This window comes from Pseudomonas kitaguniensis (assembly GCF_049199985.1).
Taxonomy (GTDB): domain Bacteria; phylum Pseudomonadota; class Gammaproteobacteria; order Pseudomonadales; family Pseudomonadaceae; genus Aquipseudomonas; species Aquipseudomonas kitaguniensis.
In genome coordinates, this window is record NZ_JBLZPT010000008.1 from 58,168 (window position 1) to 84,524 (window position 26,357).

At 60.9% G+C, this 26,357-nt stretch carries 22 protein-coding genes; 13 read left to right on the top strand and 9 right to left on the bottom strand.

Features of this window, described 5'->3' with window-relative positions; all coding sequences use genetic code 11:
• Nucleotides 1-3: 3 nt before the first annotated feature.
• The 7 genes from ACOZK9_RS12750 to gspH form a co-directional block, all read right to left on the bottom strand.
• Entirely contained in the window at nt 4-1,635 is a 1,632-nt protein-coding gene (locus tag ACOZK9_RS12750) for a dipeptide ABC transporter ATP-binding protein (RefSeq protein ID WP_421555954.1), read from the bottom strand.
• Entirely contained in the window at nt 1,632-2,531 is a 900-nt protein-coding gene (locus ACOZK9_RS12755) for an ABC transporter permease (RefSeq protein WP_058414617.1), read from the bottom strand. Before ACOZK9_RS12755 ends, ACOZK9_RS12750 begins: the two co-directional genes overlap by 4 nt.
• Nucleotides 2,532-2,534: 3 nt before the next feature.
• A complete protein-coding gene (locus tag ACOZK9_RS12760) occupies nt 2,535-3,485 on the bottom strand; it encodes an ABC transporter permease (protein WP_421555955.1) in 951 nt (316 codons plus the stop codon).
• The gene (locus ACOZK9_RS12765) at nt 3,482-5,092 is read right to left on the bottom strand and encodes an ABC transporter substrate-binding protein (RefSeq protein WP_421555986.1); all 1,611 of its coding nucleotides are present in this window, start codon (nt 5,090-5,092) and stop codon (nt 3,482-3,484) included. Before ACOZK9_RS12765 ends, ACOZK9_RS12760 begins: the two co-directional genes overlap by 4 nt.
• A 60-nt stretch (nt 5,093-5,152) precedes the next feature.
• A complete protein-coding gene (locus ACOZK9_RS12770; RefSeq protein ID WP_421555956.1) occupies nt 5,153-7,579 on the bottom strand; it encodes a TonB-dependent receptor plug domain-containing protein in 2,427 nt (808 codons plus the stop codon).
• A gap of 273 nt (nt 7,580-7,852) precedes the next feature.
• Complete coding sequence (locus ACOZK9_RS12775; protein WP_152750506.1) at nt 7,853-8,461, bottom strand: prepilin-type N-terminal cleavage/methylation domain-containing protein; 609 nt, start codon at nt 8,459-8,461, stop codon at nt 7,853-7,855.
• Entirely contained in the window at nt 8,458-8,919 is a 462-nt protein-coding gene (gene gspH / locus ACOZK9_RS12780; protein WP_152750508.1) for a type II secretion system minor pseudopilin GspH, read from the bottom strand. Before gspH ends, ACOZK9_RS12775 begins: the two co-directional genes overlap by 4 nt.
• A 113-nt stretch (nt 8,920-9,032) precedes the next feature.
• Between gspH and ACOZK9_RS12785 the strand changes: the two genes are divergently transcribed.
• Entirely contained in the window at nt 9,033-9,464 is a 432-nt protein-coding gene (locus tag ACOZK9_RS12785) for a hypothetical protein (RefSeq protein WP_058414611.1), read from the top strand.
• A 6-nt stretch (nt 9,465-9,470) separates the two neighbouring features.
• On the opposite strand, the gene gspI is transcribed toward ACOZK9_RS12785, so the two are convergent.
• Entirely contained in the window at nt 9,471-9,857 is a 387-nt protein-coding gene (gene gspI / locus ACOZK9_RS12790; RefSeq protein WP_058414610.1) for a type II secretion system minor pseudopilin GspI, read from the bottom strand.
• Nucleotides 9,858-10,003: 146 nt separating this feature from the next.
• On the opposite strand from gspI, the gene gspG reads away from it, so the two are divergent.
• The 12 genes from gspG to ACOZK9_RS12850 all read left to right on the top strand — a co-directional run bounded on the left by gspG (nt 10,004) and on the right by ACOZK9_RS12850 (nt 25,143).
• On the top strand, nt 10,004-10,453 hold the full coding sequence (gene gspG, locus ACOZK9_RS12795) for a type II secretion system major pseudopilin GspG (protein ID WP_058414609.1): 450 nt from the start codon (nt 10,004-10,006) through the stop codon (nt 10,451-10,453).
• Between the two features lie 8 nt (nt 10,454-10,461).
• Complete coding sequence (gene gspK / locus ACOZK9_RS12800; RefSeq protein WP_152750510.1) at nt 10,462-11,427, top strand: type II secretion system minor pseudopilin GspK; 966 nt, start codon at nt 10,462-10,464, stop codon at nt 11,425-11,427.
• The gene (gene gspL, locus ACOZK9_RS12805) at nt 11,424-12,599 is read left to right on the top strand and encodes a type II secretion system protein GspL (RefSeq protein ID WP_421555957.1); all 1,176 of its coding nucleotides are present in this window, start codon (nt 11,424-11,426) and stop codon (nt 12,597-12,599) included. Before gspK ends, gspL begins: the two co-directional genes overlap by 4 nt.
• A complete protein-coding gene (gspM, locus tag ACOZK9_RS12810) occupies nt 12,592-13,137 on the top strand; it encodes a type II secretion system protein GspM (protein ID WP_152750512.1) in 546 nt (181 codons plus the stop codon). Before gspL ends, gspM begins: the two co-directional genes overlap by 8 nt.
• Nucleotides 13,134-15,497, top strand: coding sequence for a type II secretion system secretin GspD (gene gspD / locus ACOZK9_RS12815; RefSeq protein WP_421555958.1), 2,364 nt, complete (start codon nt 13,134-13,136; stop codon nt 15,495-15,497). Before gspM ends, gspD begins: the two co-directional genes overlap by 4 nt.
• Nucleotides 15,494-16,912, top strand: a complete 1,419-nt coding sequence (gene gspE / locus ACOZK9_RS12820) for a type II secretion system ATPase GspE (RefSeq protein ID WP_421555959.1) — start codon at nt 15,494-15,496, stop codon at nt 16,910-16,912. Before gspD ends, gspE begins: the two co-directional genes overlap by 4 nt.
• Nucleotides 16,912-18,120, top strand: a complete 1,209-nt coding sequence (gspF, locus tag ACOZK9_RS12825) for a type II secretion system inner membrane protein GspF (RefSeq protein WP_058414603.1) — start codon at nt 16,912-16,914, stop codon at nt 18,118-18,120. Before gspE ends, gspF begins: the two co-directional genes overlap by 1 nt.
• A 197-nt stretch (nt 18,121-18,317) precedes the next feature.
• On the top strand, nt 18,318-20,393 hold the full coding sequence (locus tag ACOZK9_RS12830) for a type VI secretion system tip protein TssI/VgrG (protein WP_421555960.1): 2,076 nt from the start codon (nt 18,318-18,320) through the stop codon (nt 20,391-20,393).
• On the top strand, nt 20,390-21,247 hold the full coding sequence (locus ACOZK9_RS12835; protein ID WP_152750521.1) for a DUF4123 domain-containing protein: 858 nt from the start codon (nt 20,390-20,392) through the stop codon (nt 21,245-21,247). Before ACOZK9_RS12830 ends, ACOZK9_RS12835 begins: the two co-directional genes overlap by 4 nt.
• A complete protein-coding gene (locus tag ACOZK9_RS12840) occupies nt 21,244-22,017 on the top strand; it encodes a hypothetical protein (RefSeq protein ID WP_058414601.1) in 774 nt (257 codons plus the stop codon). The genes ACOZK9_RS12835 and ACOZK9_RS12840 overlap by 4 nt, the downstream gene beginning before the upstream one ends.
• Before the next feature lie 133 nt (nt 22,018-22,150).
• Nucleotides 22,151-22,927 carry a hypothetical protein gene (locus tag ACOZK9_RS12845; protein WP_152750523.1) on the top strand — a complete coding sequence of 259 codons (777 nt, stop codon included), beginning with the start codon at nt 22,151-22,153 and terminating at the stop codon, nt 22,925-22,927.
• Between the two features lie 11 nt (nt 22,928-22,938).
• Nucleotides 22,939-25,143: a lipase family protein gene (locus ACOZK9_RS12850; protein ID WP_421555961.1), complete on the top strand. Its 2,205-nt coding sequence runs from the start codon at nt 22,939-22,941 to the stop codon at nt 25,141-25,143.
• A 60-nt stretch (nt 25,144-25,203) separates the two neighbouring features.
• On the opposite strand, the gene ACOZK9_RS12855 is transcribed toward ACOZK9_RS12850, so the two are convergent.
• Nucleotides 25,204-26,346 (bottom strand): pectate lyase family protein, encoded by a 1,143-nt coding sequence (locus ACOZK9_RS12855; RefSeq protein ID WP_122251356.1) that lies wholly within the window; start codon nt 26,344-26,346, stop codon nt 25,204-25,206.
• Between the last annotated feature and the right edge of the window lie 11 nt (nt 26,347-26,357).

Sequence of the window (26,357 nt, forward strand, 5' to 3'; positions counted from 1 at the left end):
TGATTACGCAGCGCTTGCCGCCAGGTGCCGGCCAGGGATGGCGGCAATCAATTCACGCGTGTATTCGCTGGCCGGCCGGTTGAATATCTGCTCCACCGAACCCTGCTCGATCACTCGGCCATTGCGCAACACCAGCACCTCGTGCGCGAAGTTGGCGACCACCGACAAGTCGTGTGACACCAGCACATAGGCAATGCCCATCTCGCGTTGCAGCTCTTCCAGCAGGTCGAGAATGTGCGCCTGTACCGACACGTCCAAAGCGCTCACCGGCTCGTCGAGCAGCAACAGATCGGGTTTCAACGCCAGCGCCCGCGCAATGGCAACGCGTTGGCACTGGCCGCCAGAGAGTTCACGCGGCAAGCGATCCAGGTAACTGACCGGCAGGTGCACGCGGCTGATCAGCTCGCGCGCGGCCTGTTCCAGGGCCGGGCCTTTGAGCAACCCGAACGACACCAGCGGTTCAACGATGCTGTCAAACACGCTGAAGCGTGGGTCGAGCGCGGCGAACGGGTTTTGCTGCACCAGTTGCAGGCGTTGGCGCAGCGGGCGGAACTCGCGCCAACTGAGCTCGGTAACGTCCTGTTGTTCGAACCAGACCCGCCCGTGAGTCGGTTTTTCCAGGCCCAACGCAATACGCAGCGCGGTGCTCTTGCCCGAGCCGGACTCGCCGACGATGGCCAGGGTTTGGCCGGGGTAAACCTGCAGGTTGAGGTCTTCCAGGGCCACAAACGTTGCGTCTTCGCCCTTGACCTTGGGCAGCGCGAACGTCTTGCCGAGGTTTTGCAGGCGCAGAATCGGCGTGCGCGCCGGGTCAAGGTTGACCCGCGGCTCGCGGCGTTTGGCGAACGCTGGCGCGGCGGCGATCAGCGCGCGGGTGTAGTCGTGTTGCGGCGCCACCAAAATCTGCCGTGGCGGGCCTTGCTCGACCACTTGACCGTGTTGCATCACCAGCACCCGGTCGGCGCGGTCGGTGGCCACGCCCAGGTCATGGGTGATGATCAACAGGGAAATCCCGCGTTCACTGACCAGGCGCTGCAAGTGGTCGAGGATCCTGCGTTGCACGGTGACGTCCAAGGCGCTGGTCGGTTCGTCGGCGATGATCAGGCGTGGGTTGCTGGCCAGCGCGATGGCGATCAGCACGCGCTGGCGCATGCCGCCCGAGAGCTCATGCGGGTATTGGCGGGCGCGCAGCACTGGCTTGTCGATGCCCACCTGTTGCAGCAACTCAACGATGTCGGCATCGATGCCGGGGCAGCGCTTGCCCTTGGCCAGCACCAGCGCTTCGGCAATTTGCTGGCCGACGCGCAAAGTCGGGTTGAGGCTGACCATTGGGTCTTGCGGCACCAGCCCGATGGTGCGGCCGCGCAGCGCACGTTTCTGGCGTTCGTTGGCCTGCGTGATGTCGTTGCCGTCGACCCACAATTGGCCGGCGCTGATCTGCGCGGTGTCGGGTAGCAGGCCGAGAATCGCATTCGCCAGCGTTGATTTGCCTGAGCCGGACTCGCCGACAATCGCCAGCGTTTCGCCTTGCGCAATCGAAAATGACAACGCCCGCACGGCCTGGTTGGTGTGGCCGCCGGTGCGGTACGTAACGCTGAGTTGACGCACATCGACCAACAGATTACTCGTGCTCATCGCTGAATCTCCTCAAAGGTGCGGGCGATATGGTTGAGGCTGAACACCACAGCGACCAGGAACAGGCCGGGCAGTAGCGAAACCCACGGCGCGGTGATTAGAAAGTGGCGGCCGTTGGCGATCAAGGTGCCCCATTCCGCTGCCGGCGGTGCGGCGCCGAAACCGAGAAAACTCAGGCCCGCGGTGGCGAGGATCGCGGCGCCGAAATCGAGTGTCGCCAGCACCGCCACCGGGCCCCAGGCGTTGGGCAGGATGTGCCGCAGCAAGGTGCGCGCCCAGCTCGCGCCGCCCAAACGCGCCGCTTCGACGTAGGGCAGGGTTTTGACCCGCAGGACTTCGGCGCGGGTGGTGCGCGCGAACCCCGGAATGATGCCGATGCCCACGGCGACGGCCACCGGCACAGTGCCGAAGCCGATGGCTGTGACAATCGCCAGGGCCAACAACAGGCCGGGCAGGGCGAGCAGCACGTCGACAAAACGCATGATCACCGCATCGATTCGCCCGCCGGCAAACCCGGACAAAATGCCCAGCCCGAGCCCGCCGACCAGCGCGATACCGACCGCGAGGAAGGCTGCGAGTACCGACAGGCTGGCGCCGTAGACCACTCGGGTAAACAGGTCGCGGCCCAGCTCATCGGTGCCGAACCAATGGCTCAGGTTGGGTGGTGTGAGTTTGGCGGCGGGCGCGGTGGCGTAAGGGTCGAAACTGCTCAGCCACTGTGGCGCCAGGGCCGATACCAGTGCGAAACACACGATCAGCGCCGCCAGGGTAAACCCCGGCCGTCGCAACAATGGCAATACCACTGAGGCTGCGCGTTGCAGGCGACTGCGCCGGCGCCACACGCCGGGGCTGGCGGGGAGGGTGGTACGGCCGAGGTTCTGCTCAAGAACAGTCATGGTCTAAGACACCTTTGGCGTGTGTGAGATGCGCGGGTCGAGCCACGGATAAAGCAGGTCGACCAGCAGGTTCACCAGTACAAATGCCGCCGCCGACACCGCGACGATCGCCAGCACCACTGGAATGTCCTGGCGCAGCACCGCTTCCTGGGCCAGGCGGCCAATGCCGGAGCGGGCGAAAATGGTTTCTACCAGCACCGCGCCGGACACCGTATTGCCCACCTGCAAACCGATCAGCGTGAGGATCGGCAGCGCGGCGTTCTTGAACCCGTGGCGAGCCTGCACTTGGCCACGGCTGAGGCCCTTGGCGTAGGCGGTGACGATGTAAGACTCTTTCCACACGCCCTGAAAACTGCGTTGCAGCACCTGCGCGTAGACCGCGGCACTCGGAATCGCCAGCGTGATCGCTGGCAGTACCAGGCTTTCAATGCCTCGGCTGCCGGTTGCGGGGAACCAGCCAAGGCCAAAGGCAAACACTTGAATCAGCAGCAGGCCCATCCAGAATACCGGCACCGAAAAGCCCAGCGACGGCAGGCGCGCCAGTGCTTTTTTCAGTGGCTGCCAGCGAATGTAGGCGGTCAGGTAGGCCAGGCCGATGCCGCCGACCAGTGACAGCCCGATGGCCAGCCCGGCCAACGCCAAGGTTTGCGGCAGGCGCTCGGCAAGCAGCTCGGCCACCGGGCGATTCAGCGAAAGCGATTGCCCGAAGTCACCGCGCAACGCGCCCAGCAGCAGGTCGATGTATTGCTCGAACAGGCCTTTGTCCAGGCCGTAGTAAGCCCGCGCCTTGGCCAGGTCGGCGGGCGACAGCGCATCGGCTTCCATGCCCGAGGCACTGAGCATGATCGACAAGGTATCGCCCGGCAGCAGGTAGAGGATGAAGTAGGTGATGCTGTAGGCGCCCCATAACACCAACAGCGCCTGGCCGACACGGCCGATCAGGTAGCGGCTCATGGCGCAGCGATCTCGATGTCACCGAGCAGCGCGAAGCCTTCGGCGGTCCAGCGGAAGTTTTTCACCTTGGCCGACGTCGCGGCCTGCCACACGCGCTCATACACCGGGAACGCCGAGGCCTCATCAATCAGCAAGTCTTGCAGCTCGCCGTAAGCCGCCGCGCGCTGTTGGCTTTGGGTCGCGGTGATACCGGCATCGAACAAGCCTTTGGCTTTTTCCAGCACCGCCGGTTCGTAGAGGTTGGTCGCCAGGGTCGAGCTGTTGGCGGTGCGTGGATCCAGGATGGTTTGCAGGATGATCGGGTCGGCGCGGGTCATGTAGTTGATTGTCAGGTCATAGTTGCCGGCGGAGTTGTTGGCGACCCATTCGGCGCGTGTCACCACGCTGAGTTTGAGCTCGATACCGACCTTGCGCAGTTGGTCTTGAAGCAGCACGTCACCGGCAGTTTCCGCAGGGCTGATGTTGTAGCTGAGGCTGAGGCGCTTGCCGTTCTTCTGCCGATAGCCGTCGGCGCCTTTGGCCCAGCCGGCTTCATCGAGCAGGCGCTCTGCACCTGCCGGGTCAAATGCCAACTTGCCGCCCTGGCTTTTGAAGTAGGGCGTGGTCACATCGAAGATGCCGTCTACCACCGGGAACTCGGCGTTGTACACGGTGCTGGCGTAACTGGTGCGGTCGATAGCCTTTTGCAGCGCCAGGCGCACTTGCTTGTCGGCCAGCGGGCGGTCGCCACGGGTGTTGGGGTAGAGGTTCAAGGCCGGTCCCGGCAGCGAGCGGCTCTGGAGGGTCGCGCCTTTGGACTGGAACAGTTTCAGGTCAACCTCCGAGAACGGGTTGCGCGGCCACAGAATGTCGGCCTTGCCTTGCAGGAACAGGCCGTTGCGCACGCTCTCTTCGGGGATATAGCTGATGTCCACGGCATCAACGTGAGCTTCGCCCTGGTTGTGCATGTTCGCCGAGGCCCAGGCATACCCCTTGCGCTTGGTCAGGTGCGCGCCGACTTCCGGCGTGTAGCTTTGCAGCACAAATGGCCCGGTGCCGATGATCTTGCCCAGCGAGCGCTGCTTGGCGCTCAGCGCGTACGAGGCGGGCGCCAAAATCGCCAGGTTGGTGGTGGACGTGGCCTGCAGGAACCCGGCGTTGGGCTTGGCGAGCACCAATTTGACGGTGAAATCATCGACCACTTCGGCGTGGTCATAACCTGCCAGGTACGTCGCGCCGAACGTCGCCGGCAACTCGGCGGCAAAGGCCTTGTCGCTGTCGAACGCGGTTTTCACCGCGTTGGCATCAAAGCGCTCGCCGTTGCTGAAGGTCACGTTATTGCGCAGGTGGAAGGTGTAGGTCAGCGCATCGTCACTGACCTCCCAACGCTCGGCCAGCCACGGAATGATCTTGCCCGTGGCCGGGTCCTGGTCGGTCAGCGACTCGGCGACATTGCGCAGCAACACGCGGTGTTCGAGCCAGTACACCTGAAACGGATCAAGGCTGACCAAGGTGGTGTTGTCGCCGAAGAACGCAATGTTCAAGGTCTTGGCGGCCGTGTCGGTGGACGACGGTGAGCACGCGGCAAGGCTTAACGCCAACGCACCAGGGGCCAGCAAACGACGCATCAAGCGGGAGGTATTCAATGGGGTGCCCTCGTGGCGATTCGGGTGCATGCAAGGTGTGGATCAGAAGTCGTAGGCGAGCTTGGTGTACCAGTAGCCGCCGCCGGGGTAGAACGGCGCGTTGCCGTAAGGCGCCAGGCCCAGGTTGCTGTACACCGCGTGGCGGTCGGGCCGTACGTTGAAGAGGTTGGTGCCGCCGACGCTGACGGTCAGGTGATCGACGAAGGTGTAGCTGACGTCGAGGTCGGTGATCCATTTGGCACCGAAGCTGCGGTCACCGCCGGGGTTGACGGCCAAGGTCTTGACCGCGCCGTAGCGGCTGGTTTGCAGGTTGACCGCAAGGTCCTCGACCTTCCAGTTGGCGCCCAGAATCCATTTGGTCTTGGGTGAGGCTTCAGTCAGGTCGCCCTCACGGTCACGGCCGACCAAGGTTACGCCGGAACTGGCGAGCGCCGCCGGGGTGTCGCGGCTGTCTTCGACGGTGGTTTTGTTCCAGTTAAAGCCCAGGCTCCAGCGCACCTCGCCGAAGGCCGCCAGCGGCGTGGTGTGGTCGGCAACCACATCGAGGCCGCGGGTGCGGGTGTCGAAGGCGTTGGTGTAATAGTTGACCCACGTACCCGTGGGTATGCCTTGCGCGGCAAGAATGCCGTTGATGACGCCGTTGCCTTGGTCATACAGGTTGCTGGTCAGCGCGATGCGGTCATCAATGTCGATCAGGTAAGCGTCGGCGGTGATGCTGGTGCGCGGCGCCGGTTGCCAGGTCAAACCCAAGCCCAGGTTGCGTGACTTTTGCGGCTTGAGGTCATCACCGCCCAGGGCTTTGGCGAGGTTGCTGCCGGAAGGCGTCAGGCGAGTGACGGCCGGTACCACGTTGCCATTCACGTCGACGGCCACCCGATTGTCCGCCACGGTGTAGCCAATCTGGGTCAGCGACGGCGCGCGAAACCCGGTGCCTACGGTGCCGCGCACGGCCACGCTGTCGGTGAGTTCGTAGCGCGAATTGACCTTGAGCCCGAAGGTGTTGCCGGAATCATCGTCGTAATGTTCGACGCGGCCGGCCACGTCGAGAAACCAGCGCTCGGTCAAGTCAAACCCGAGGTCCAGGTAGCCCGCATAGTTGTTGCGGGTCAGGCTGACTTCGTCCTCCGGGCGAATCGTCACCGCCGCCTGCGCGCCCGAGGCGGCAGGGTAGGTGCCGGTGATGTAGGCCTCGGGGTCGCCGGCAAAGGTGCTGAAATGCTCCCAACGATGTTCCAGGCCAGCCGACACCTGCACCGGCGAGGTCAGGTTGAACAGGCTGTCGTAGCGGCGCGTGAAGTCGAGGTTATTCACCCATTGTTCAAAGCGGAAGGTGGCGAGGTTATCGAATTTGGTCGGCGACGCGGTGCCCAGCGACGGGTTGATGTTGAGGTCGCTTGAGTGGTGAACATTATTGCGCCCGTAGGTGGTGCTGAGGTCCCAGTTCCACTCGGCGAGCAAGCCCTTGCCGCCGAACAGCAACTGGTAATCGCGGTCCTTGATGTTGTTCAGCGGGTAATAACCGTCCGGGAACACTTCCGGCACCGCCGCGCTGCCGGTCGGCAGGCGGAAGTAATTGGCGGCCTCGGCATCGCGCTCGCCGTAGGTGCTAAACGAATACAGCGTGAGGTCTTCGAGCGGCAGCTCGGCGTTATAGCCGAGGTTGAAGGCTTTGAGGTCGGGGTCGCCGTTTTTGATCGCAACCCGGTCCCATGCCGCCTCCCTGGCCGGGTCGTTGAACGCGCGCACGCTGCTGTCGGCCTTGTCGTTCCAGGCCGCTTCGCCACGTTTGCGCGCATCGGCGGAAAAGTGAAAAAAGCCGCTTTCACCGAGTTTAAAGCCCTGGTCGCCGGCCACCTTGATGGTTTCGCCCTGGCCGGAAAACAACTGCCCGTAGCTGGTTTCCAGGTGCCCGCCGTTGTCGCTGGACTTGAGGATGATATTGATCACCCCGGCCACCGCGTCCGAACCGTACTGTGCGGCAGCGCTGTCTTTAAGCACTTCGATGTGGTCGACCGCACTGACCGGGATCAGGTCGATGTCCACCGCATTCGCGCCGCTGTTGTCGATCGAGCCACGTTGGCCGGTTGCACCGTTGTGGCGGCGTTTGCCATTCACCAGTACCAGCGTATAGGCCGGGCCGAGGCTGCGGTTGCTCAGCGGGCGCGTCACCGAGTTGTAGCCTGCGATATTGGTGCCGAAATTGAATGAGGGCAGCAGTTTTGCAATCGCCTCGGACAGCTCGGCGCGCCCGGTCTTGAGCAGTTGTTCGTTGTTGATCACGTCAATCGGCGCCGGGCTGTTGGCCACGGTGCGTTCCTGGCCACGCAAGCCAGTGGAAATCACCGTGACGGTGTTGAGCTGGGTATCATCAGCCTTGGCATACGTCGGCGCCGCCGCGAGCAGCAGTGAGCTGGTTAACAGTGACAGGTGAAACTTTTTGCTCGGTAGCGCGGTGGCAATGTCTGGCATGTCGGAAATAGTCCATTAAGCCCGGCACTGGCCCGTGGTACGGGTGCAGCTTCGAAAGCATTATCGGTGAGGGAAGTTCAGGCTGTTTTCAGCCGAGGGTGATTGGCTTCAAGGGCTGATGCGAAGGTATTACTATAAAAAACCCGAGTGAAGGTCTTTTTTGGAATAAGCTAATTATTAAATTATGTTATTTAGATTATTTTTATAATCATAAATAATCATGTTGTGAGGCGTGTGGAGCCGTGCGTGATGTCGGCGTGCCGCGCGCTTTGCTCAATCGAGTGGGCCGATCACTTGCCGATAGTGTTCGGCACCCTGCAGCGTTTGCCGGGTCAGGTTGATTTCCAGGCCAGAGGGTTCGTCTTTGCGATTGCCGCTGAGTTGACGCCAGCCCTGGCCGGGTTCCCAAACGCGCACCTGCAGGTCACTGACCTTGTCGAGTACGGCCACGCCCTCGTTTGGCGCCGGCAATGGGTAGTGACTGCGCGCAGGTGCTGCTGCGCGATACAGGGTTTCGCCCTTCAGCCACCAGCGCACGCGTTGCAGGCCGTCAACCGAGGCTGCGCTGCGGATCACGTCAAGGCGAAAGCGCTGATTGTCGGCGCTGCGTACGCTGATCACCGCGGGCACTGGCGCGGGTTCAGCCTCCTGGCCGGTCAGGTTTGGCGCGCGTAATTCGACGCTGGCACGCAACGCCAAGTCGCGCTCCAACTGGTTCAAGGTTCGCAGTATTTGTTCGGTCTGCTCGGTGCTGGCCTGCAAATGGCTGTCGGTGCGGGTCACCGCGTCCAGGCCGCGCCAGGCAATCAGGCTGACGACGGCCATCAGCATGATCGCCACCATCACTTCAATCAGCGTAAAGCCGTGTTGGGCGGTTTTCATGGTGCGTTCATCACTCGAAATTGGCCGGCCGCTGTGCGCATTACCGACAGGCTGTTTTGCCCGTCCGAGAGTTCCAGTTGCAACGGCGTGTCGAACCACTCGGCATTCAGTACCACGCGTTGTGTGGGGATGACGCGTACCTGAACCGCCGCCGTGTCCCACGCGCGAGGGCGCAGTTGCGGGTCTGTCTTGAAGTGATCAAAACCTGCGCCTTGTTGATTGCGGCGGCTGAAGCGAAACCCGTGGTTATCCGCCAGCCAGGCGATCGGGCGACCGTCGGCCTGGGCCTCAGCCTGGGCGATCTGCAGCAATTGCACGAGGCGGTTGGCGTCCTGGCGCAACAGGTGCGCCGGGTCGGGCTTGATGCTCAGGCTGATCGCCGCACTGGCGATGCCGATGATGACCAGCACCACCATCAGTTCGATCAGGGTAAAGCCCTGCTGCGTGTGTTTGTGCATGAGGCAACGTTCCTTCGTTGTCGAGCGGTGTTGCGTGTCTCGGCTGTTTGCGGCGGTTAAAGATGCCGCGCCGTACTGTAGACTCTGCGGCGGGACAACAGGGAGGTTCGGTCTTGGCATTTACGTTTCGCTTATCGATCACGCAGTCGGTGCAGGCGGCGGCGCTGCTCGCAGCACTGGCCGGCGTGGTGGTCTGGTCATCGCTGTGGGTTAACCCGGCCGACAGCCAAGTGCCGGTCGCCGAGCGCGAAAGCGCGGCGGTGCCGCTCAACACGCCTGCATTGCAGTGGTTTTCCAACCAGCCTGCGCAGGTGGACATCAAGGTCTCGGGGCTGATGGCCGGTGCGCACGGCGCCGTGGCGATCCTCAGTCTCAACGGCGCGCCGCCGCGTGGTTTTCTCGCGGGTGAGCGGCTCAGCCAGGGCGTGCGCCTGGTGGCGATTGAGCGCGATGCCGTGGTGATTGAACGCGGCAACGAGCAGACTCGATTCAAGGTCAGCACGCTGCCGGACGCCCCCGTGTTGCCGCAATTGATACGGCGTTGAGCCGGTTCATTCGGGCTTTTCCGGTGGTTGACCGAGCAGCGTCTCAAGCCGCGCCAAAGGTGGCGCCTCGCGCTCGCTGTCGGATACCTGCAGCGTGACGCGCATCAGTCGTGTGTCGGCGCTGGGCGCGATAGTTTGTTCGCAGCGCAGCCGCAGGCGCCCTTGATCGCACTCGAAGGCTTTGCGCCCGGGCTTCAGTTTGCCTTCCAAACGCAGTTCCGCCAGCCGACTTTGTGCGGCCAGCAGCGCCATCGAGCGATCACGCAGCAGCCCATTGCTTTGGGTCATCAGGCCGGCAACGCGCACCGCCGCCGACATCGCCACGGCGATAATCGCCAGCGCCACCAGCACCTCGATCAACGTAAAACCTTGCTCCTTGCGCGACAGCTCCATGGGTGACTCTTTGCGGTTGACCGGCGCACAGGATAACACTCGCCATCCGGCAAATTACCCGGCGCGCGGTTGAGTTTTTTTAATACACACTTTCTTGCTTTTGTTACACTGCGCGCCGAATTGAGTTCAAGCCAAGGATGGTCGATATGGATTTCGCGCGCGTCAAATTTCAGCCTGGAGGCGGCCGTGGTCAGCAGGGGTTCACCCTGATCGAGATCATGGTAGTGGTGGTGATTCTCGGCATTCTGGCGGCGCTGGTCGTGCCCAAAGTACTCGACCGCCCCGATCAAGCCAGGGCCACGGCGGCCAGGCAAGATGTCGCCGGCCTGATGCAGGCATTGAAACTCTACCGCCTCGACCACGGCACCTACCCCAGCATGAACCAAGGGCTCAAGGTGCTGGTTGAGCGCCCGGCGGACGCGAAAAACAGCAATTGGCGCGCGTACCTCGAACGCCTGCCCAATGACCCTTGGGGTCATCCTTACCACTACCTCAACCCCGGCGCGAACGGCGAAGTCGACATCTTCTCGCTCGGCGCAGACGGGCAACCTGACGGCGACGGCGTGAACGCCGATATTGGCTCCTGGCAGCTCTAAGCGTCGCCATGACCACCTATTCGCCTGGCTGGGCGAAACAACGCGGCATGGCGATTATCAGCGCCTTGCTGATTACCGCTGTCGTCGCGGTTATCGCCGCAGGCATGCTCACCCGCCAGGGTGTTTTCACGCGTTCGCTGGAAGCTCAACAGTCCCGCCTGCAGAGCAGTGCGGTGCTGCTTGGTGGCCTGGAAACAAGTCGGCAATTGCTCTGGGACGCGCGTCGGCAAGAGGCGCTGACGAGGCGTGGCCAAGCGTGGGCGCAGCCGATCCAAAGCCCGGTCTCCGGCGCCAGTTTTGAAGGGCGGCTGGAAGATCAGCAAGGCAAATTCAACCTGCGTAATTTAATCGGCAACGAGCGCGTCAACGCCGCACAGTTGCGCAGTTTTGAGCAACTGTGCGCGATGCTCGGCATCACTGCCGGCGTGGCGCAACGCATCAGCCAGCGCGTGATTGCGGCTTATCCACGCCAGGAGCACCCGCACAGTCTGCAGCAAAGCCGCTTTGACAGCGGCCGTGCGACCTCACCCAACGCCGCTGCAAAGCCGATCGCCGCGACCCGCCCGATGCTGCGCAGCCTCGACGACCTGCGCGGCATCGAGGGCGTGAACGAACGTGTGTTGGCTCTTTTGGCGCAGCATGTCACGGTTATCCCGGTCACGACCTGGGTCAACGGCAACACCGCCAGCGCCGAAGTGTTGGCGGCGGTGGTGCCAGGGTTGTCGTTGCCCACGGCGCAGGCGTTGGTGGCGGAGCGTGATCGAGGCCAATGGTTTATCAACCGTGGCGACTTTCTCAATCGCTTGCGTTCGCCACAACTGACCGTCGACGAGCTTAACGTGGGCATTAGCAGCGAGTGGTTTGTGCTGCACGCAAATACTCGCCGTGACCAGCGCCGCGTCAGTTTGGAGGCGTTGCTGTACCGCTCGGAGGGCGAGCGGCCAAGGGTGATCTGGTCGAGGCTGGGCGTATGACCTGCGTGCGCATTGCGTTGCCGCCGCTGCACAGCCTGACGGCCGACAGCGAGTTTGAGTTCGCACGCCTGGACCGCAACGGTTGCGTCAGCCACAGCGGCGTCAGCAGCTTGTTGCAATTGGCCGCGTCTGCTCAATCGCAGGCCGTGGAGTGTTTTCTGCACCCCGCAGACAGCGTGCTCACGCACGTGCAGTTGCCACCGCTGTCGGCCGCGAAGACCCACGCGGCGGTGGCGTGTGCGGCGCAAGCGCTGATCCTCGGCCGCAGTGAACAGATGTATGTCGCCCACAGCCCCCGCAACAGTCAAGGGCAGGTGTTCCTCAGTTGGTTACCGAGGGTGGCGCTGGAGCACTTCGCAGCGTTGTTGAGCCAGCACCGTTTGAAGCTGCGCGGGCTTTACCCCGCGCCATACGGCCTGCCGGTGCCCTCGGCCGGGCACATCAGCGCGTGTGTACAGGAAGGGCATTTGCTGCTGCGCTTCAGCGCCGAACACGGCGTGGTCGAACCACAGGTTCAGGCCTGCCTGGACCGGCTGGCGGCCAGTGGCAGCCGCTTGTGCTGGTTCGGCGAAGACGCACCCGCGGCAGTCATTGAGCGGCAACCTGCGCAGCTGCGTTGGAGCGCTGGTGCACCGGGCTGGGGGTTGCACGCAGGTGTCAGCAAGGCCGCCAAACCGGCCGCCGGCTGGGGCAGGGCGCTTGCCTGTTGCGCGCTGGCAATCGGCGTGTGGCTGCTGGGCCTGAACCTGTACGCCGCGCGTGCCGCGGGTGAAGGCCAGGCACTCAAAGCGCACATGGCGCAGCGCGTCAAACAGGCCTTTCCTGAGTTACCGGTGATTCTCAACCCACTGCAACAAGCCCGTCAGCAGTTGAGCGCGCGCAGCAACCCGGCGAGTACTGACGCGACCCAGGGTTTTACCGGCTTGGTGTTGCAAGCCGCTGACGCCATGCCGTTCATGGTGGGCAGTGTGCAAGGCCTGATATTTGAACACGGTGAGCTGCAATTGAACCTGCCTGATGATGCGCGTGTTAACCGCGCAGACAAAGCCTGGCAAGCCACGCTCGCGCAGGCTGGCGTGGCCGTTCAGGCGACGCCGACGGGCTGGCGCCTGCTGCCGGCGGTGGCCGCGCCCGCTGAATCCGGCTCCGGCGGTGTGGAGGACGATGAATAAGCATTCCGTGACCGTCTGGCGTGGCCAGTGGCAGCAGTTCAACGCGCGCGTCCACGTACTGTGGCGCGGCCTGTCGCTGCGCGAAAAACGCTTGGTCAGCGGCACGGCGTTGTTGCTGGGCGGCTTGTTGATCTGGTTCGCGCTGGTACAGCCGCCGTTGAAAAAAATCGAGTATTGGCAGGCTGAAACGCCGAAATTGTGTGCGCAAGCCCAAGCGCTCGAGCAGTTGCTGCGCGATGTGCCGCTTGCGCCCGCCAACCAGCCGCTTGAACAGGCATTGCGCCACAGCCTGGATGCGCGCGACCTGGCCGGTCGCTACCAATTAAAGCCACTCGACAGTGGCTGGCAGTTGACCTTCGACGATGCGCCGGCGGATGCCGTGATGGGCTGGCTGGTCAGCGCCCCAGCGCAATTTTCTCTGGAAGTGGTCGAGGCTCGTGTGCAGCGTGCAGGCGAGACCCGTACCGATAATACGGCAGGCACTCTGTCGGGAACCGTCCGCATGGATCAGGCGCTTGGCGCTAAGGAAGCTTCATGAAGTGGTCAGGTTCCAATTACCTGCGCAGCTACGTACATACAGCTGCGCCGTTGCTGCTGCTGGCACTCAGCGCGTGCAGCACACAAACGGCGTCAAACCCGCCACCGTTGCTGGTCGACAGTGAACTTGGCCAACCCTTGGCCAACACGCAGCGCAGCGGTGATGTGCTGCTGGAGCGCCAGCGCGCCCAGGCGAAAATCCAGCGCCAGGCGCGGCCGCAACACACCATCGTCAACCCGGCGCGACGGGCTGGCAGCGTTCCCGGCAGCGCGGCGGCAAACAGCCCGTTGGGCAACCAGCCGGTGAGCTTGAATTTCGTTGATGCGGATATTCAAGCCGTGGTGCGCAGCTTGTCGCGTGCCACCGGGCAACAGTTTCTGGTCGACCCGCGCGTGGCGGGCAGCCTGACGCTGGTGTCTGAAGGCGAGGTGCCGGCCCACCAGGCGTATGACATGTTGCTGGCAGCGTTGCGCATGCAGGGCTTCAGCGTGGTCGATGTCGGCGGTGTGGCGCATGTGGTGCCGGAGGCCGACGCCAAGTTGCTCGGCGGGCCGATCTACAGCGCCACCAAGCCAGCCGCGAATGGCATGCTGACCCGCACGTTTCGGCTGCACTACGAAAACGCGGTCAACCTGATCCCGGTGCTGCGCCCGATTATCTCGCCGAACAACCCGATCAACGCTTACCCCGGCAATAACACCCTGGTGATCACCGACTACGCCGACAACCTGACGCGCGTGGCGCAGTTGATCGAGAGCATCGACACCCCAAGCGCTATCGACACCGACGTGGTGCAGGTGCAAAACGGCATCGCGGTGGACATCGCCGGCATGGTCTCGCAACTGCTGGAGCAGCCGGGCAACGACCCGAGCCAGAAGATTTCGGTGATCGGTGACCCGCGCTCGAATGCGATTATCATCCGCTCCGGCAGCCCCGAGCGGACCGAGTTGGCGCGTAACCTGGTGTACAAACTCGACAACGCCCAAAGCAACCCGAGCAACCTGCACGTGGTGTATTTGCGCAATGCGCAGGCAGCGAAGCTGGCCCAAGCGTTACGCGGTTTACTGACTGGCGAAAGCGAAAGCGGCACGGCCGATACCGGGCGTTCGGTGTTGAGTGCGATGGGTGCCAACACCAGTGGCGGGCAGGGCAGCCAAAGCAGCTCAAGCCAGACATCAAGTACCGCCAGCACTGCCGGCAGCAACCCCGCCTACGGGCAGAGCAATGGCAATTCGAGCACGCCGGCCGGTACTCAAGCGGCGGATCAAAATGTTGCCTTCAGCGCCGGCGGTGTGACCATCCAGGCGGATGCCACCACCAATACCTTGTTGATTTCCGCGCCCGAGCCGCTGTACCGCAACCTGCGTGAAGTCATCGACATGCTTGATCAGCGCCGCGCGCAGGTGGTGATCGAAAGCCTGATCGTTGAGGTCAGTGAAGACGATGCCAACGAATTTGGCGTGCAATGGCAGAGTGGTGACCTTGCCGGTAAAGGCGTAATCGGCGGCACCAACTTGGGCGGCAGCGGCTTCCAGGCTGGCGGCAGGACCAGCATCGACGCACTGCCCGGCGGCCTGAGTGTGGGTTACCTCAAAGGCACGGTTAACATTCCCGGTATCGGCAATGTGATGGACCTCAAAGTGCTGGCGCGGGCACTCAAGAGCAAGGGTGGCAGCAATGTGCTGTCAACCCCGAACTTGCTGACCCTGGACAACGAAGCCGCGAGCATTTTCGTCGGCCAGACCATCCCGTTCGTGAGTGGCAGCTACGTCACCGGTGGCGGGGGCACCAGCAATAACCCGTTCCAGACCGTGACGCGCGAGGAGGTCGGGCTCAAGCTCAATGTGCGGCCGCAGATCTCCGAGGGTGGCACGGTGAAGCTCGACATCTACCAGGAAGTCAGCAGCATTGACGAGCGCGCTTCCAACACGGCGAGTTCGGCGGGCGTGGTCACCAACAAACGTGCAATCGACACGAGTATTTTGCTTGATGACGGGCAGATCATGGTGCTCGGCGGCTTGCTGCAGGACGGCTACAGCCAGAGCAACGAAGCGGTGCCGTGGTTGTCGAGCATCCCGGGGCTGGGTGCGCTGTTTCGCAATGAACGCCGTTCGACCGCCAAAACCAACCTGATGGTCTTCCTGCGCCCTTACATCATCCGTGACAGCGCTGGCGGACGTGCGATCACCCTCAACCGCTACGACTTCATTCGCCGCGCTCAGGGTGCACTGCAACCGGAGCGCAATTGGGCGATGCCGGACATGCAAGCGCCGCAATTGCCGGCAACCGCTGTGGGTGTGCCAGCGGAACCGCTGCCAAGTCTGCCACGCGCGACGATGCGTGCGGTGCCGGTGCAATGAGCACGTTGCCCTACGCGTGGGCCAAGGCCCAGCGCATCGTGTTGCGCGGCGGCGAAGAAGGGCTCGTGCTGACCGTGTGCCCGTCGACGCCCGGCTGGTCGATCAGCGAAGTGCGCCGCCAGTTCGGCCCGGCGCGCTTGCAGCAGGTGCGTGATGAGGAACTCGACGGGCTGCTCGCCGCGGCCTACGCCGACACCGGCAGCGCGGCGGCCGTGGTGGGGGCGGCGGAAAACGAAGTCGACCTCGACCGACTGATGCAGGAGATCCCGGAAATCACCGACCTGCTCGACACGCAGGACGGCGCGCCGGTGATCCGCATGATCAACGCGTTGCTCACCCAGGCCGCGCGTGACGAGGCCAGCGACATTCACATTGAGCCTTACGAAAGCCATTCGGTGGTGCGCTACCGCGTCGACGGCGCCTTGCGTGACGTGGTGTCGCCGCGCAAGGCATTGCACGCGGCGCTGGTGTCACGGATCAAGATCATGGCGCAACTCGACATCGCCGAAAAACGCCTGCCGCAGGACGGTCGCATCGCCTTGCGGGTGGCGGGGCGGCCGATTGATATTCGCGTGTCCACGCTGCCCACCGGCCATGGTGAACGGGTGGTCATGCGGTTGCTCGACAAACAAGCCGGGCGCCTGCAGCTGGAAACCCTCGGCATGGACGCGCAGGTGCTGGCCAAGCTGGACAACTTGATCCGCCAGCCCCACGGCATTGTGTTGGTCACCGGCCCCACCGGCAGCGGCAAGACCACCAGCCTCTACGCCGCCCTGGCGCGACTCGACGCCAGCACCAGCAACATCCTCACCGTTGAAGACCCTGTGGAGTATGACCTGCCAGGCATCAGCCAGATCCAGGTCAACGCCAAGATCGACATGACCTTCGCCCTGGCCTTGCGGGCGATTCTGCGCCAGGACCCGGACATCATCATGATCGGTGAAATCCGTGACCTGGAGACCGCGCAAATCGCCGTGCAGGCGTCGCTCACCGGCCACTTGGTACTCGCCACGCTGCACACCAACGATTCGGTGTCGGCGGTCAACCGCCTGATTGACATGGGCGTCGAGCCCTTCCTGCTGGCGTCTTCGATGCTTGGCGTGCTCGCGCAACGGCTGGTGCGGCGCCTGTGCAGCCACTGCAAACAGCCAGACCTGGCGCAGCCTGGCACGTGGCGCCCGCTCGGCTGTGCGGCCTGCAGCCACACCGGCTACAGCGGGCGCACCGGCATTCACGAATTGTTCTGCATCGACGATGCGATTCGCGCGTTGATCCACCAAGGCGCCGGTGAACCAGCGCTGCGCGCCGCTGCTCGCCAAGCCGGCATGTTCAGCCTGCGCGAAGACGGCGAGCGCTGGGTGCGCAGCGGCACCACGGCGCCGGAAGAAATCCTGCGCGTGACACGGGACACCTGATGAATCGCTACCGTTTCGAAGCGGCCGACGCCACCGGTAAAATCGAGTCCGGGCATCTCGAAGCCGATAGCCAAAGTGCGGCGTTTGGTGTGCTGCGCAGTCGCGGCTTGACCGCGCTCTCGGTGCAGCTTGAACAGCCCACGCCGACTGGCGGCGGCTCGATGTTCAGCGCCAAACTTTCCGACAACGACCTTGCGTGGGCGACGCGCCAACTCGCGAGCTTGCTGGGCGCGAGCCTGCCGTTGGAAGCGGCGCTGAGCGCCACGGTGGAGCAGGCGGAAAAAAAGCACCTCACCCAAACCCTCAGCGCGGTGCGTGCCGATGTGCGCGGCGGCATGCGCTTGGCCGATGCGCTGGCGACCCGGCCACGGGATTTTCCAGCGATTTATCGCGCGCTGATTGCCGCCGGCGAAGAGTCCGGCGACTTGGCGCAGGTCATGGAGCGGTTAGCCGATTACATCGAAGAGCGCAACAACCTGCGCAGTAAAATCCTCACCGCGTTTATCTACCCGGGCGTGGTCGGGCTGGTGTCGATTGCAATCGTGATCTTCCTGCTCAGCTACGTGGTGCCGCAGGTGGTCAGCGCATTTTCGCAGGCGCGCCAGGACCTGCCGGGGCTGACCCTGGCGATGCTCAATGCGAGTGACTTCATTCGCAGTTGGGGCGGGCTGTGTTTGGGCGTTATGGTCGCGGGTTTCTGGGGTTGGCGCGTGTATTTGCGCAACCCGGTGGCGCGCCTCAACTGGCACAGCCGCGTGCTGCGCTTGCCGTTGATCGGGCGCTTTGTGCTGGGCCTGAACACCGCGCGGTTTGCCTCGACCCTGGCGATTCTCGGTGGCGCCGGGGTACCGCTGTTGCGTGCCCTGGAAGCCGCGCGGCAAACCTTGTCCAACGACCGCCTGAGCCTGAGCGTGAGTGATGCCACCGCGAAGGTGCGCGAAGGCGTCAACCTCGCCGCTGCGCTACGCGTGGAGAAGGTGTTCCCGCCGGTGCTGATCCACCTGATCGCCAGCGGCGAAAAAACCGGCGCGCTGCCGCCAATGCTTGAGCGTGCGGCGCAGACCTTATCGCGGGACATCGAGCGCCGAGCCATGGGCATGACCGCGCTGCTGGAACCGCTGATGATCGTGGTGATGGGCGCCGTGGTGCTGGTGATTGTGCTGGCGGTTCTGCTGCCGATCATCGAGATTAATCAGTTGGTGCAGTAGCCTGGTTCCAGCGCGCAGTAACGCGCGATCCCAAGCTCTTCCTGAATCAGAGAAAATTCCGTTTAGATATAGGAAGTTTCCTGCATATTTCTTTTCCGCTCCTTGTTTAACCTGATTTTTAGCCCCCACACGCTCACAGGCGCCTGCCTGCTGCCAGCCTATGGGCCCAAGCTAAAAGTCCGACAAGGAAAAGGCGGATGTTCGTCGCAACCCCACACGCGCAATTCAACCTGACGATCAACGATTTCGAGCATGATTTTCAGGTGCTTTCGTTCACCGGCAAAGAAGCCATCAGCACGCCCTTTTCGTTTGATCTGGAACTGGTCAGCGAACACCCTGACTTGAACATCGAACGTCTGTTGCACAAACAAGCTTTCCTGGCATTCAACAACAGTGGCGCGGGTGTTCATGGGCAAATCTACCGAGTGGCCCAAGGTGACTCCGGCAAGCGCCTGACCCATTACAGCCTTACGCTGGTGCCGCAGTTGGCCTATTTGGCGCACCGCACCAACCAGCGCATTTTCCAGCAACAAAGCGTCCCGCACATCATCGCGCTGATTCTTGAAGAGCATGGCATCCAGGGTGACGCCTACCGCTTTCACATGGGCTCGACCTATCCCGTTCGCGATTACTGCGTGCAGTACAACGAGTCAGACCTGCTGTACATCCACCGTTTGTGCTGGGAAGAGGGTATTCACTATCACTTTCAGCACTCGCCAAACGGCCACGTACTGGTATTGGGTGACGACCAAACCATATTCCCCAAGCTGAGCAGCCCCACAGCCTACGTGCAGGACACTGGGCTGGTCGCTGACGAACCCGTAATCAAGCGTTTTAACCTGCGTTTTGCGGCGCGTACCAGCCGCACAACGCGACGTGATTACAATTTCGAGAAGGCCCGCATCACGCTCCAGGCGAGCTATCGTCCGCCAGCCCAAGACGGCCAGCCGGACCTGGAAGACTACCAATACCCCGGTGGTTTTACTCAGCGCACACGCGGCCAGTTGTTGAGCCAGCGGGCTCTGGAACGCCATCGCGCAGATTACCGTCAGGCCGAGGGTAAAAGTGATCAACCCACGCTGGTCAGCGGGCATTTTTTACCGCTGTCGCAACACCCGCGAAATGACTGGAATGACCTTTGGTTGCTCACCTCGATTGGCCACGAAGGTCTGCAACCGGCTGTTCTGGAGGAGAGCCTTGCGAGCGACAGCAGTGCGCACAAAGACGCCTTCGTTCAGGGTTACCGCAACACGTTTACGGCCACACCGTGGGACGTGTTCTATCGCTCGCAACAGGCTTACCGGAAGCCGCGGATATTTGGCTGTCAGACGGCATTGGTGACTGGTCCCAAAGGCGAATCTATCCACTGTGACCGACACGGAAGGGTCAAGGTACAGTTTTATTGGGACCGCGAAGGTCAGGCCGATGATAAAAGCAGTTGTTGGCTGCGTGTCGCCTCCAGTTGGGCGGGCGACAGCCATGGGGCGGTGACCATTCCTCGGGTCGGCATGGAGGTACTGGTTTCATTCCTCGAGGGCGACCCCGACCGCCCGGTGATCAGTGGTTGCCTGAGTAACAGCGCTAACCCCGTGCCCTACGAACTGCCCGCCCACAAAACCCGCAGCGTGTTTCGCAGTCGCAGCTCACCGGGCAGCAGCGGCTTCAACGAATTGCACCTGGAAGACCGCAGCGGCCAGGAGCTGATTTACCTGCGCGCTCAGCGGGACATGGAGCATCGGGTTGAAAACGACAGCCGTCTGCACGTCGGTAACGAGCGCAAGGAAATCATCAAGGGCAACAGCGTTGTAGTGTTGGAAGCGCAAGACCAGCGCACCGTCACCGCCGACCGCAAAACCCGGCTCAAGGCCAACGACTATTTATGCGTGGCGAACAGCAGCCACACGCGCGTCGGGCAAACGCTGGTCGCCGAAGCCGGTCAGGAAGTTCACCTTAAAGCCGGCGCGCGTTTGATTCTGGATGCGGGCGCAAGCATCACCCTGAAAGCCGGTGGGCAACACATCGTGATGGGCGCCGGCGGGATCTTCAGCAGTTGCGAGATTCAACTCGGCGGCGCGCCAATGCCAGGGACGCCGGCCAACCCAATACTGCCAGGGGCACTGACTGCGCTACTGGCGCCTGCCGAGCTGCCACCGGTAATTGCGCCTTCCCAAAACGCGTTGATGGCCGATTCCAAACGTGAAAAACCTGATTTCTGCCCAGTCTGCGAGGCCTGCAAAAACGCAGTGTGCTTGCCTGAAGGAGCCACAGCATGAGCACTCTGTCGCCTCGGCAATGGATGATCGAACAACGCCACCTCGGGTATTGCCTGTGCCTGATTCTCGACTCTGAGGGCGAGCACGAAACCCGTCAGGCGCTGATAGGCGCTCAAAACGCTGACCACTATTGCAGCGTGTACAGCGAAACACCGGTCGCAGAGTTGGCGAGTGCGGGGCCTTTTGTGTTCCTTATCGACAACCCTGACGATCGGCGTTTGAACGCGTTGCTTGACGCGCCTGAAAGGAACTGGGGCTGGCTGGCCAGCCTTCCACCGGAGGCAGGGCTTAACGCACTGGCCAAACATTGGCGTGACCGCCTGATTGTCGGGGCGCGACCGTATCAGGCGCTCTATCGTTTCCATGACAACCGGGTATTGACCCGCGCACTGGCGCACTTAACCGGCGGGGCTGTTGCGGGGTATTTGGGGCCGATTGCCAGCGTTTGCTACTGGCAGGGTGAGCACTGGCTAACGCTGAATAATTGTGCACCGGGTAACCATCCCGTTCCTGAGAGGCCTGCCTGGTGCGAGGTGCCGGTTGACGGTGATCAATTCGCACGTATCAGTCAGATCAATGCCAGGCGTTACTTGCTGGCCGAACATCTGGATGCCTATGCGCGAATTGCTGAACAACAAGACCCTGATTTATGGCTAAGCACGCAGTTGGAATTGGCTGAAGCTTGGGGCTGGCGGTCGCCCGAGCAAGTGGAGTTTTTACTGGTCCAGAGTTTAAAGGCAACCAACGGCACACTTGCAGAGCGCTCGCGGGCGCGCGCTGGTGAAACACCAGTAACGCATTTCGAGCGTATTTATCAGGAAGTACAGTTTTGGCAAGGAGACGCGCCGTTATGAAACCGGTACTTAAAATTTTGTTCTTGGGGTTTTGCGTTGTGCCGATAGCAGGGTGTGCTACCGGGAAGTTGGATAGTTTTACTTTCACGGCTGACCTGCCTCCAAACTTTGCCTACTCCGCTGTAGTTAAGTATGCACCTGCCAAAGGAGAGACGTGTACGGTCACTCTGGATGATAACCCATACCTAGCCTTTAACAGAGAGTGGCGCACGGAGTATAAGCCAGCGTCGGAAGTGCCAATATATCGGACAGTCAAAGGCTGCCGGCTGGCTATTTATCGAATCGACTTGGAGATTAACGCAACGTATGGAAAAACCCGTGGAGACTTTAGCGGGGATACAACCGCTGTCGTTATTAGAGAGCAACTGGAAGATCAGTACAAAAGAGCTTTTGATGCCACTGGTGAAAGCGTCATAAATGGTCAGTGCCAATGGATGTTCCGTACTGTAGGCCCTAAGCGATATATAAGAAAATTACTCGACTGTAAAAAAGTCGACAACCAGGGCTTGGTGGCGAAAGGACGCCCTGTAGGGGCTTACACCTTGGAACAACTACCGGGTAAAACCGTAAAGCTGAAGATCAAGTTGGCTGAAGAGGAAAGGCCAGGCTGGGGCGATACATGGGTCAAAGTCCCCAACGGTTGGAAACGTTGCATGGGAACAAGCTTTGAAGATCAAGATGCGTATTGCTTCGGAAACTACAAAGACTTCAGCAGCTTTAAAATGCCCGATGGGCGTAGTTGCACCATTTACCCCGGCTGTACAGAATAAGGAATCACTCAATGAGCGCATTGGATGAAGAGATAAAGCACCCGTTACATAGCCGCACGTTTAACTGCCCGCCCCAAGGCAACTGGACGATTCTTCAGCTAGTTGATGGATCTCTGCAAGGGAACGCCTCGCTATGACGAATGCACTTAAAACCCTGTTCCTGGGGGGCTGCGTAATGCTGACAACAGGGTGTGCTACCGGGGACTCGGAGAGCTTCACCTTCATGGCTGACTTTCCTCCTGATTTTACTTACGAGGCAGTCGCCAGGTACGCACCTGTCAAGGGAGAAACGTGCACGGTTAAAAAGCCTCATATAGGTTACAACCAGAGATGGCACTTGGATTATAAAGAACGCTACAAGCGCGACTTGGAAATCCCCATCTATCGAACTATTGAAGGCTGTCCATTAGTTATCTATCGCGTTGAAGTTGAAGTCTACGGCACATATGGAAAAGCCCGTGGCGACTTTGGCGCAGATACAGCGATGATTATTGTTAGAGATCAACTGGAAGATAAGTACAAAGGTTTTTTTGATTCTGCAGGGGAGAGCGCGATACATGGTCGGTGTCAATGGCTGTTCCGTACTATCGGACCTGAGCGTTACATTTCCAAGCTTCTCGACTGTAAAAAAAGTGATGATCAGGGCTTGGTTACTAAAGGGCGCCCTGTAGGGGCGTACACCTTGGATCAACTACCCGGTAAAACCGTAAAGCTGAAGATCAAGTTGGCTGAAGAGGAAAGGCCAGGCTGGGGTGATACATGGGTCAAATTCCCCAATGGCTGGAAACGTTGTATGGGAAAAAGCTTTGAGGATCAAGATGCGTATTGCTTTGGAAACCACAAAGACTTCAGCAGTTTCAAAATGCCCGATGGGCGTAGCTGTACCATTTATCCCGGCTGTACAGAATAAGGAGCACTTCAATGAGCGCATTGGATGATGAGCTGAAGCACCCGTTAAATAGCCGCATGTTAACCTGCCCGATCCGAGGTAAATGGACGAGCTTTCAGTTGGTGGATGAAAATGGCGATGGGCAACCTTACGCAGGACTGCCCTACAGCGTTATTGATGCAGAAGGCTTTAAATATAAAGGCACGCTTGACGCATCAGGCAATGGCAAAGTTGAAAACCACTTTGCCGGACCCATTGCATTAACTCTTGAGGACGAATATCAAGGGCAAGAACTGACCTACATACGTCGAATACAAAGGCCTCACTACCCGCTCCCGATAACCGAACTGCAAGTTCGCGCCGAGCAAACCCGCTACCTTCATAAAGACGGCTCGCGCACTGCAACAAACCCTGCGCAAGCGTGTGCAGACTTTTTCTTCCAGGTCGAAGTTCGTCATTTCGTCGACCATATTGCGCATTTACCGCCTGAAGTCGAGTGTCAATACCCGGCCATGCGGCGTTGGGCTTCACTGATGGGCGAGCATGGAAAGCGTGGGGTCTGCTTGCTTGCCAGTAAGCACACTGTATTGGAAGTTCGCCCTTTACGCGCGCTGTGTCCGATGCTGTCTACTGACCCGCAGTTCTGTGCACTGAACCTGTATCAGCTCGCCATTATGGCCACCTTGAGCTACCACCCGTTTGGGCAGGAGCCCGGCAAGGCGCCCATCAGAGACAAGAAAGTAAGTTTCCCGAGCACACCAAGTATGGGTAACTGGTTCGGTGATGCGTTGGCAAAGTTTGATGAAATCTGGACAGTGGACCCCTCCCAAACCACCGCGTACTACCCGCTATACGAAGACGTGCCGTACTCAAAACGCCTGGAAATCGTACCGTTTGACCCGGATCTGTATCCCGCGAACAGCCCGGATTTAGAAGAAAAACAGGAGCACCCGGCCAGCATTCACTTTCTGGATGATCGAGACCAAATTGATAACACCGACACCCAAGCGTTTATCACGCACAACGATGAGTTGATCCTGATTTCCGTACGCGGCACCAATGAAATAATCGCGGATGCCCTGCGTGATGCCGATGCACTCCAAGTACCCTTTGTGGAAGGTGTGGGCAATGTCCACCGAGGATTCTATGAGGCTGCACTTAAAGTCTATGACCTCACTGACAAGTATCTCGATAAGTTCTACACCGGCCAAAAACTGATCATCTGCGGCCACAGCCTGGGCGGCGCCATCACGTTGTTGCTCTCGGAAATGCTACGTCGGCAGAAAAAGTATGGTGCCGACATCACGCTCTACACCTACGGCGCCCCAAGAGCGGCTGACGCCACCTTCGTAAAAGCGGCCGCTAACCTGGTGCATTACCGCATGGTCAACCACAACGACCCAGTGCCCAGCGTGCCCGGCACCTGGATGAACACCAAAACCCCGGTCTACGCGACTGGCGCCGCCTTAACCTTCGTAAACGTCCCCGTCGGCCTCTCGGTGTTTGTTGCGGGCATTACCAACCTCAGCGGCGAGCCGTATGAACACCACGGCACATTACGCCACTTCCTCCCGGTGGAGTTGGGCGGCAAAGAAACCTCTTCCATCCTCTGGCAGCCCGGTTGCGACACCATTACCCAGCACGCCGCCTGCACGTTGGCCGTGCAGCAAATCAATGGACTGCCCGACCGCCCCGGGCTGATTGCTCAAGGCTTAAAGCACAGTAGCAACCATTCAATGGTTGGAGGCTACATTCCCAATTGCTGGGCCGCGCTTCGACGCGCGCAGGAATCGCTGCAGCTCAAACGTTCGCTGGTCACCCCGCGTGAATTCGATTTTGTAGACGCTGCTCTGATCCGCATTAACCAACAGTTGTTCCTCCGGCGCCGAGACTTGTACGCGCGTGGCGATAAATACCGCGAAAGCCACGAACCTGCGGTTGAAGCATTCAGTCGAGAAACGCATAAAGTGCAACAGACGCGTGACCGCTTGGCCACGTTGCGCTATGAGAAGGTGACCGCTGCAAGCGTCTACGGCTTGCTTTCAGAAGAAGCGGAAGCACTCGCAGACAGCCTGCTGCGCTGGCAGGCTCACGCGGAAAACACGCGGGCTGAACAACTGGCCATGGCGCCCGCCGCCATCGTGAGCGACGAGGAATTTATGGCGTCACTGTCAGGTTATACCCCCGGCGCACCGTACACGTTTGATATTGATTCGATCTTTCCCGGGACGTCCTGAAGAACCGCAAAAAAAACCCTCGTCACCGAGGGCTTTTCGTTACGCGTTGCAACCACTCAATCAGAGTTTACCGGCACCGGCCTTGGCCTTGACGTCGGCGGCTACTTTGTTTGCCGCAAGCGGCGAGTAGCTGTAAGGCGGGGTCCAGCCGATGCTCGAGTTCCACGAGCAGGTGAGGGCGCTGCCATTCAGCGTCGAGCCTTGATCGCGGTAAACGCTGCCACCGTAATCGCCGGCAATTTTGTCGCAACCGCTGATGCCGCTGATTTCGAACGCGTTTTTCTCGGAGAAGATTTTCGAGTTCTTGCCTACACCATGCGCGTACGAGAATGGATAGACTTTGTCGCCAGTGCTGCCCACATGGTAGTTGTTGTACAGGTGCACCTGGCCGAAGCGTACGCGCGGGGCGCGGGCCGAGATGTTCTCGAACAGGCTGTTGTGGATCGTCACCTTGAGCTTGCCATCATCGGTGGTGCGGCTGTCGCTCGAACCGATCAGGTTGTTCTTCTCGTGGGATTTGAACGCCGTGTACGAAATGGTCACGTAGTTGGCGCCGTTCTTCACGTCCAGGGCGCCGTCGTGGTGCTGTTTAGGTCGGCCGTTAGCGCTGCCGTTCTGCGCGTCGGTGCGGCGGCCGTCGGAGAAGGTGACATGGTCAACCCACACGTTATTGGCGCCTTCAATGGTCAAGCCATCGTATTCCGAGTTCCAGTTACCGGCGCTGCCATCGTTCGCGTCCCAGATCGGCTCCGGGTCCCAAGGGTTCTCGATAGTGATGTTACGGATGATCACGTCGTTTTCTTTGGCGTAAAAGAACCCTTCGCGGATTTCGGCGTTACTGCTGGTGCCGACGATGGTGGTCTTGCCGGGAATATCCAGGCGGGCACGCTTTTTCATGTCCGCAGTGGTGGTGTACGCCTTGCCTTCGCTGACGTCGATCACGCCGGTGATCTTGATGATGCGACCGTTAGCGCCCACCGATGCACTCAGTGCGTTTTTCAACTCGGCGGCGTTTTTTACCGTGTAGATGTTGTTCGCCGCTGCTCTGGAACCGCCTTTGGTGCCACCGTTCTGAGTGGCCCAGCCCGTGGTCGCGGAATCCAGCCAAATGTCGGCGGCGTGTACAGGCAGGCTGCTTAGCACCAGGGAGCCGAGAATGGCGCTGGCCAGTTTGCAAGCGGTGAAGGTTGATGGCTTTGTCATGAATAATCAGA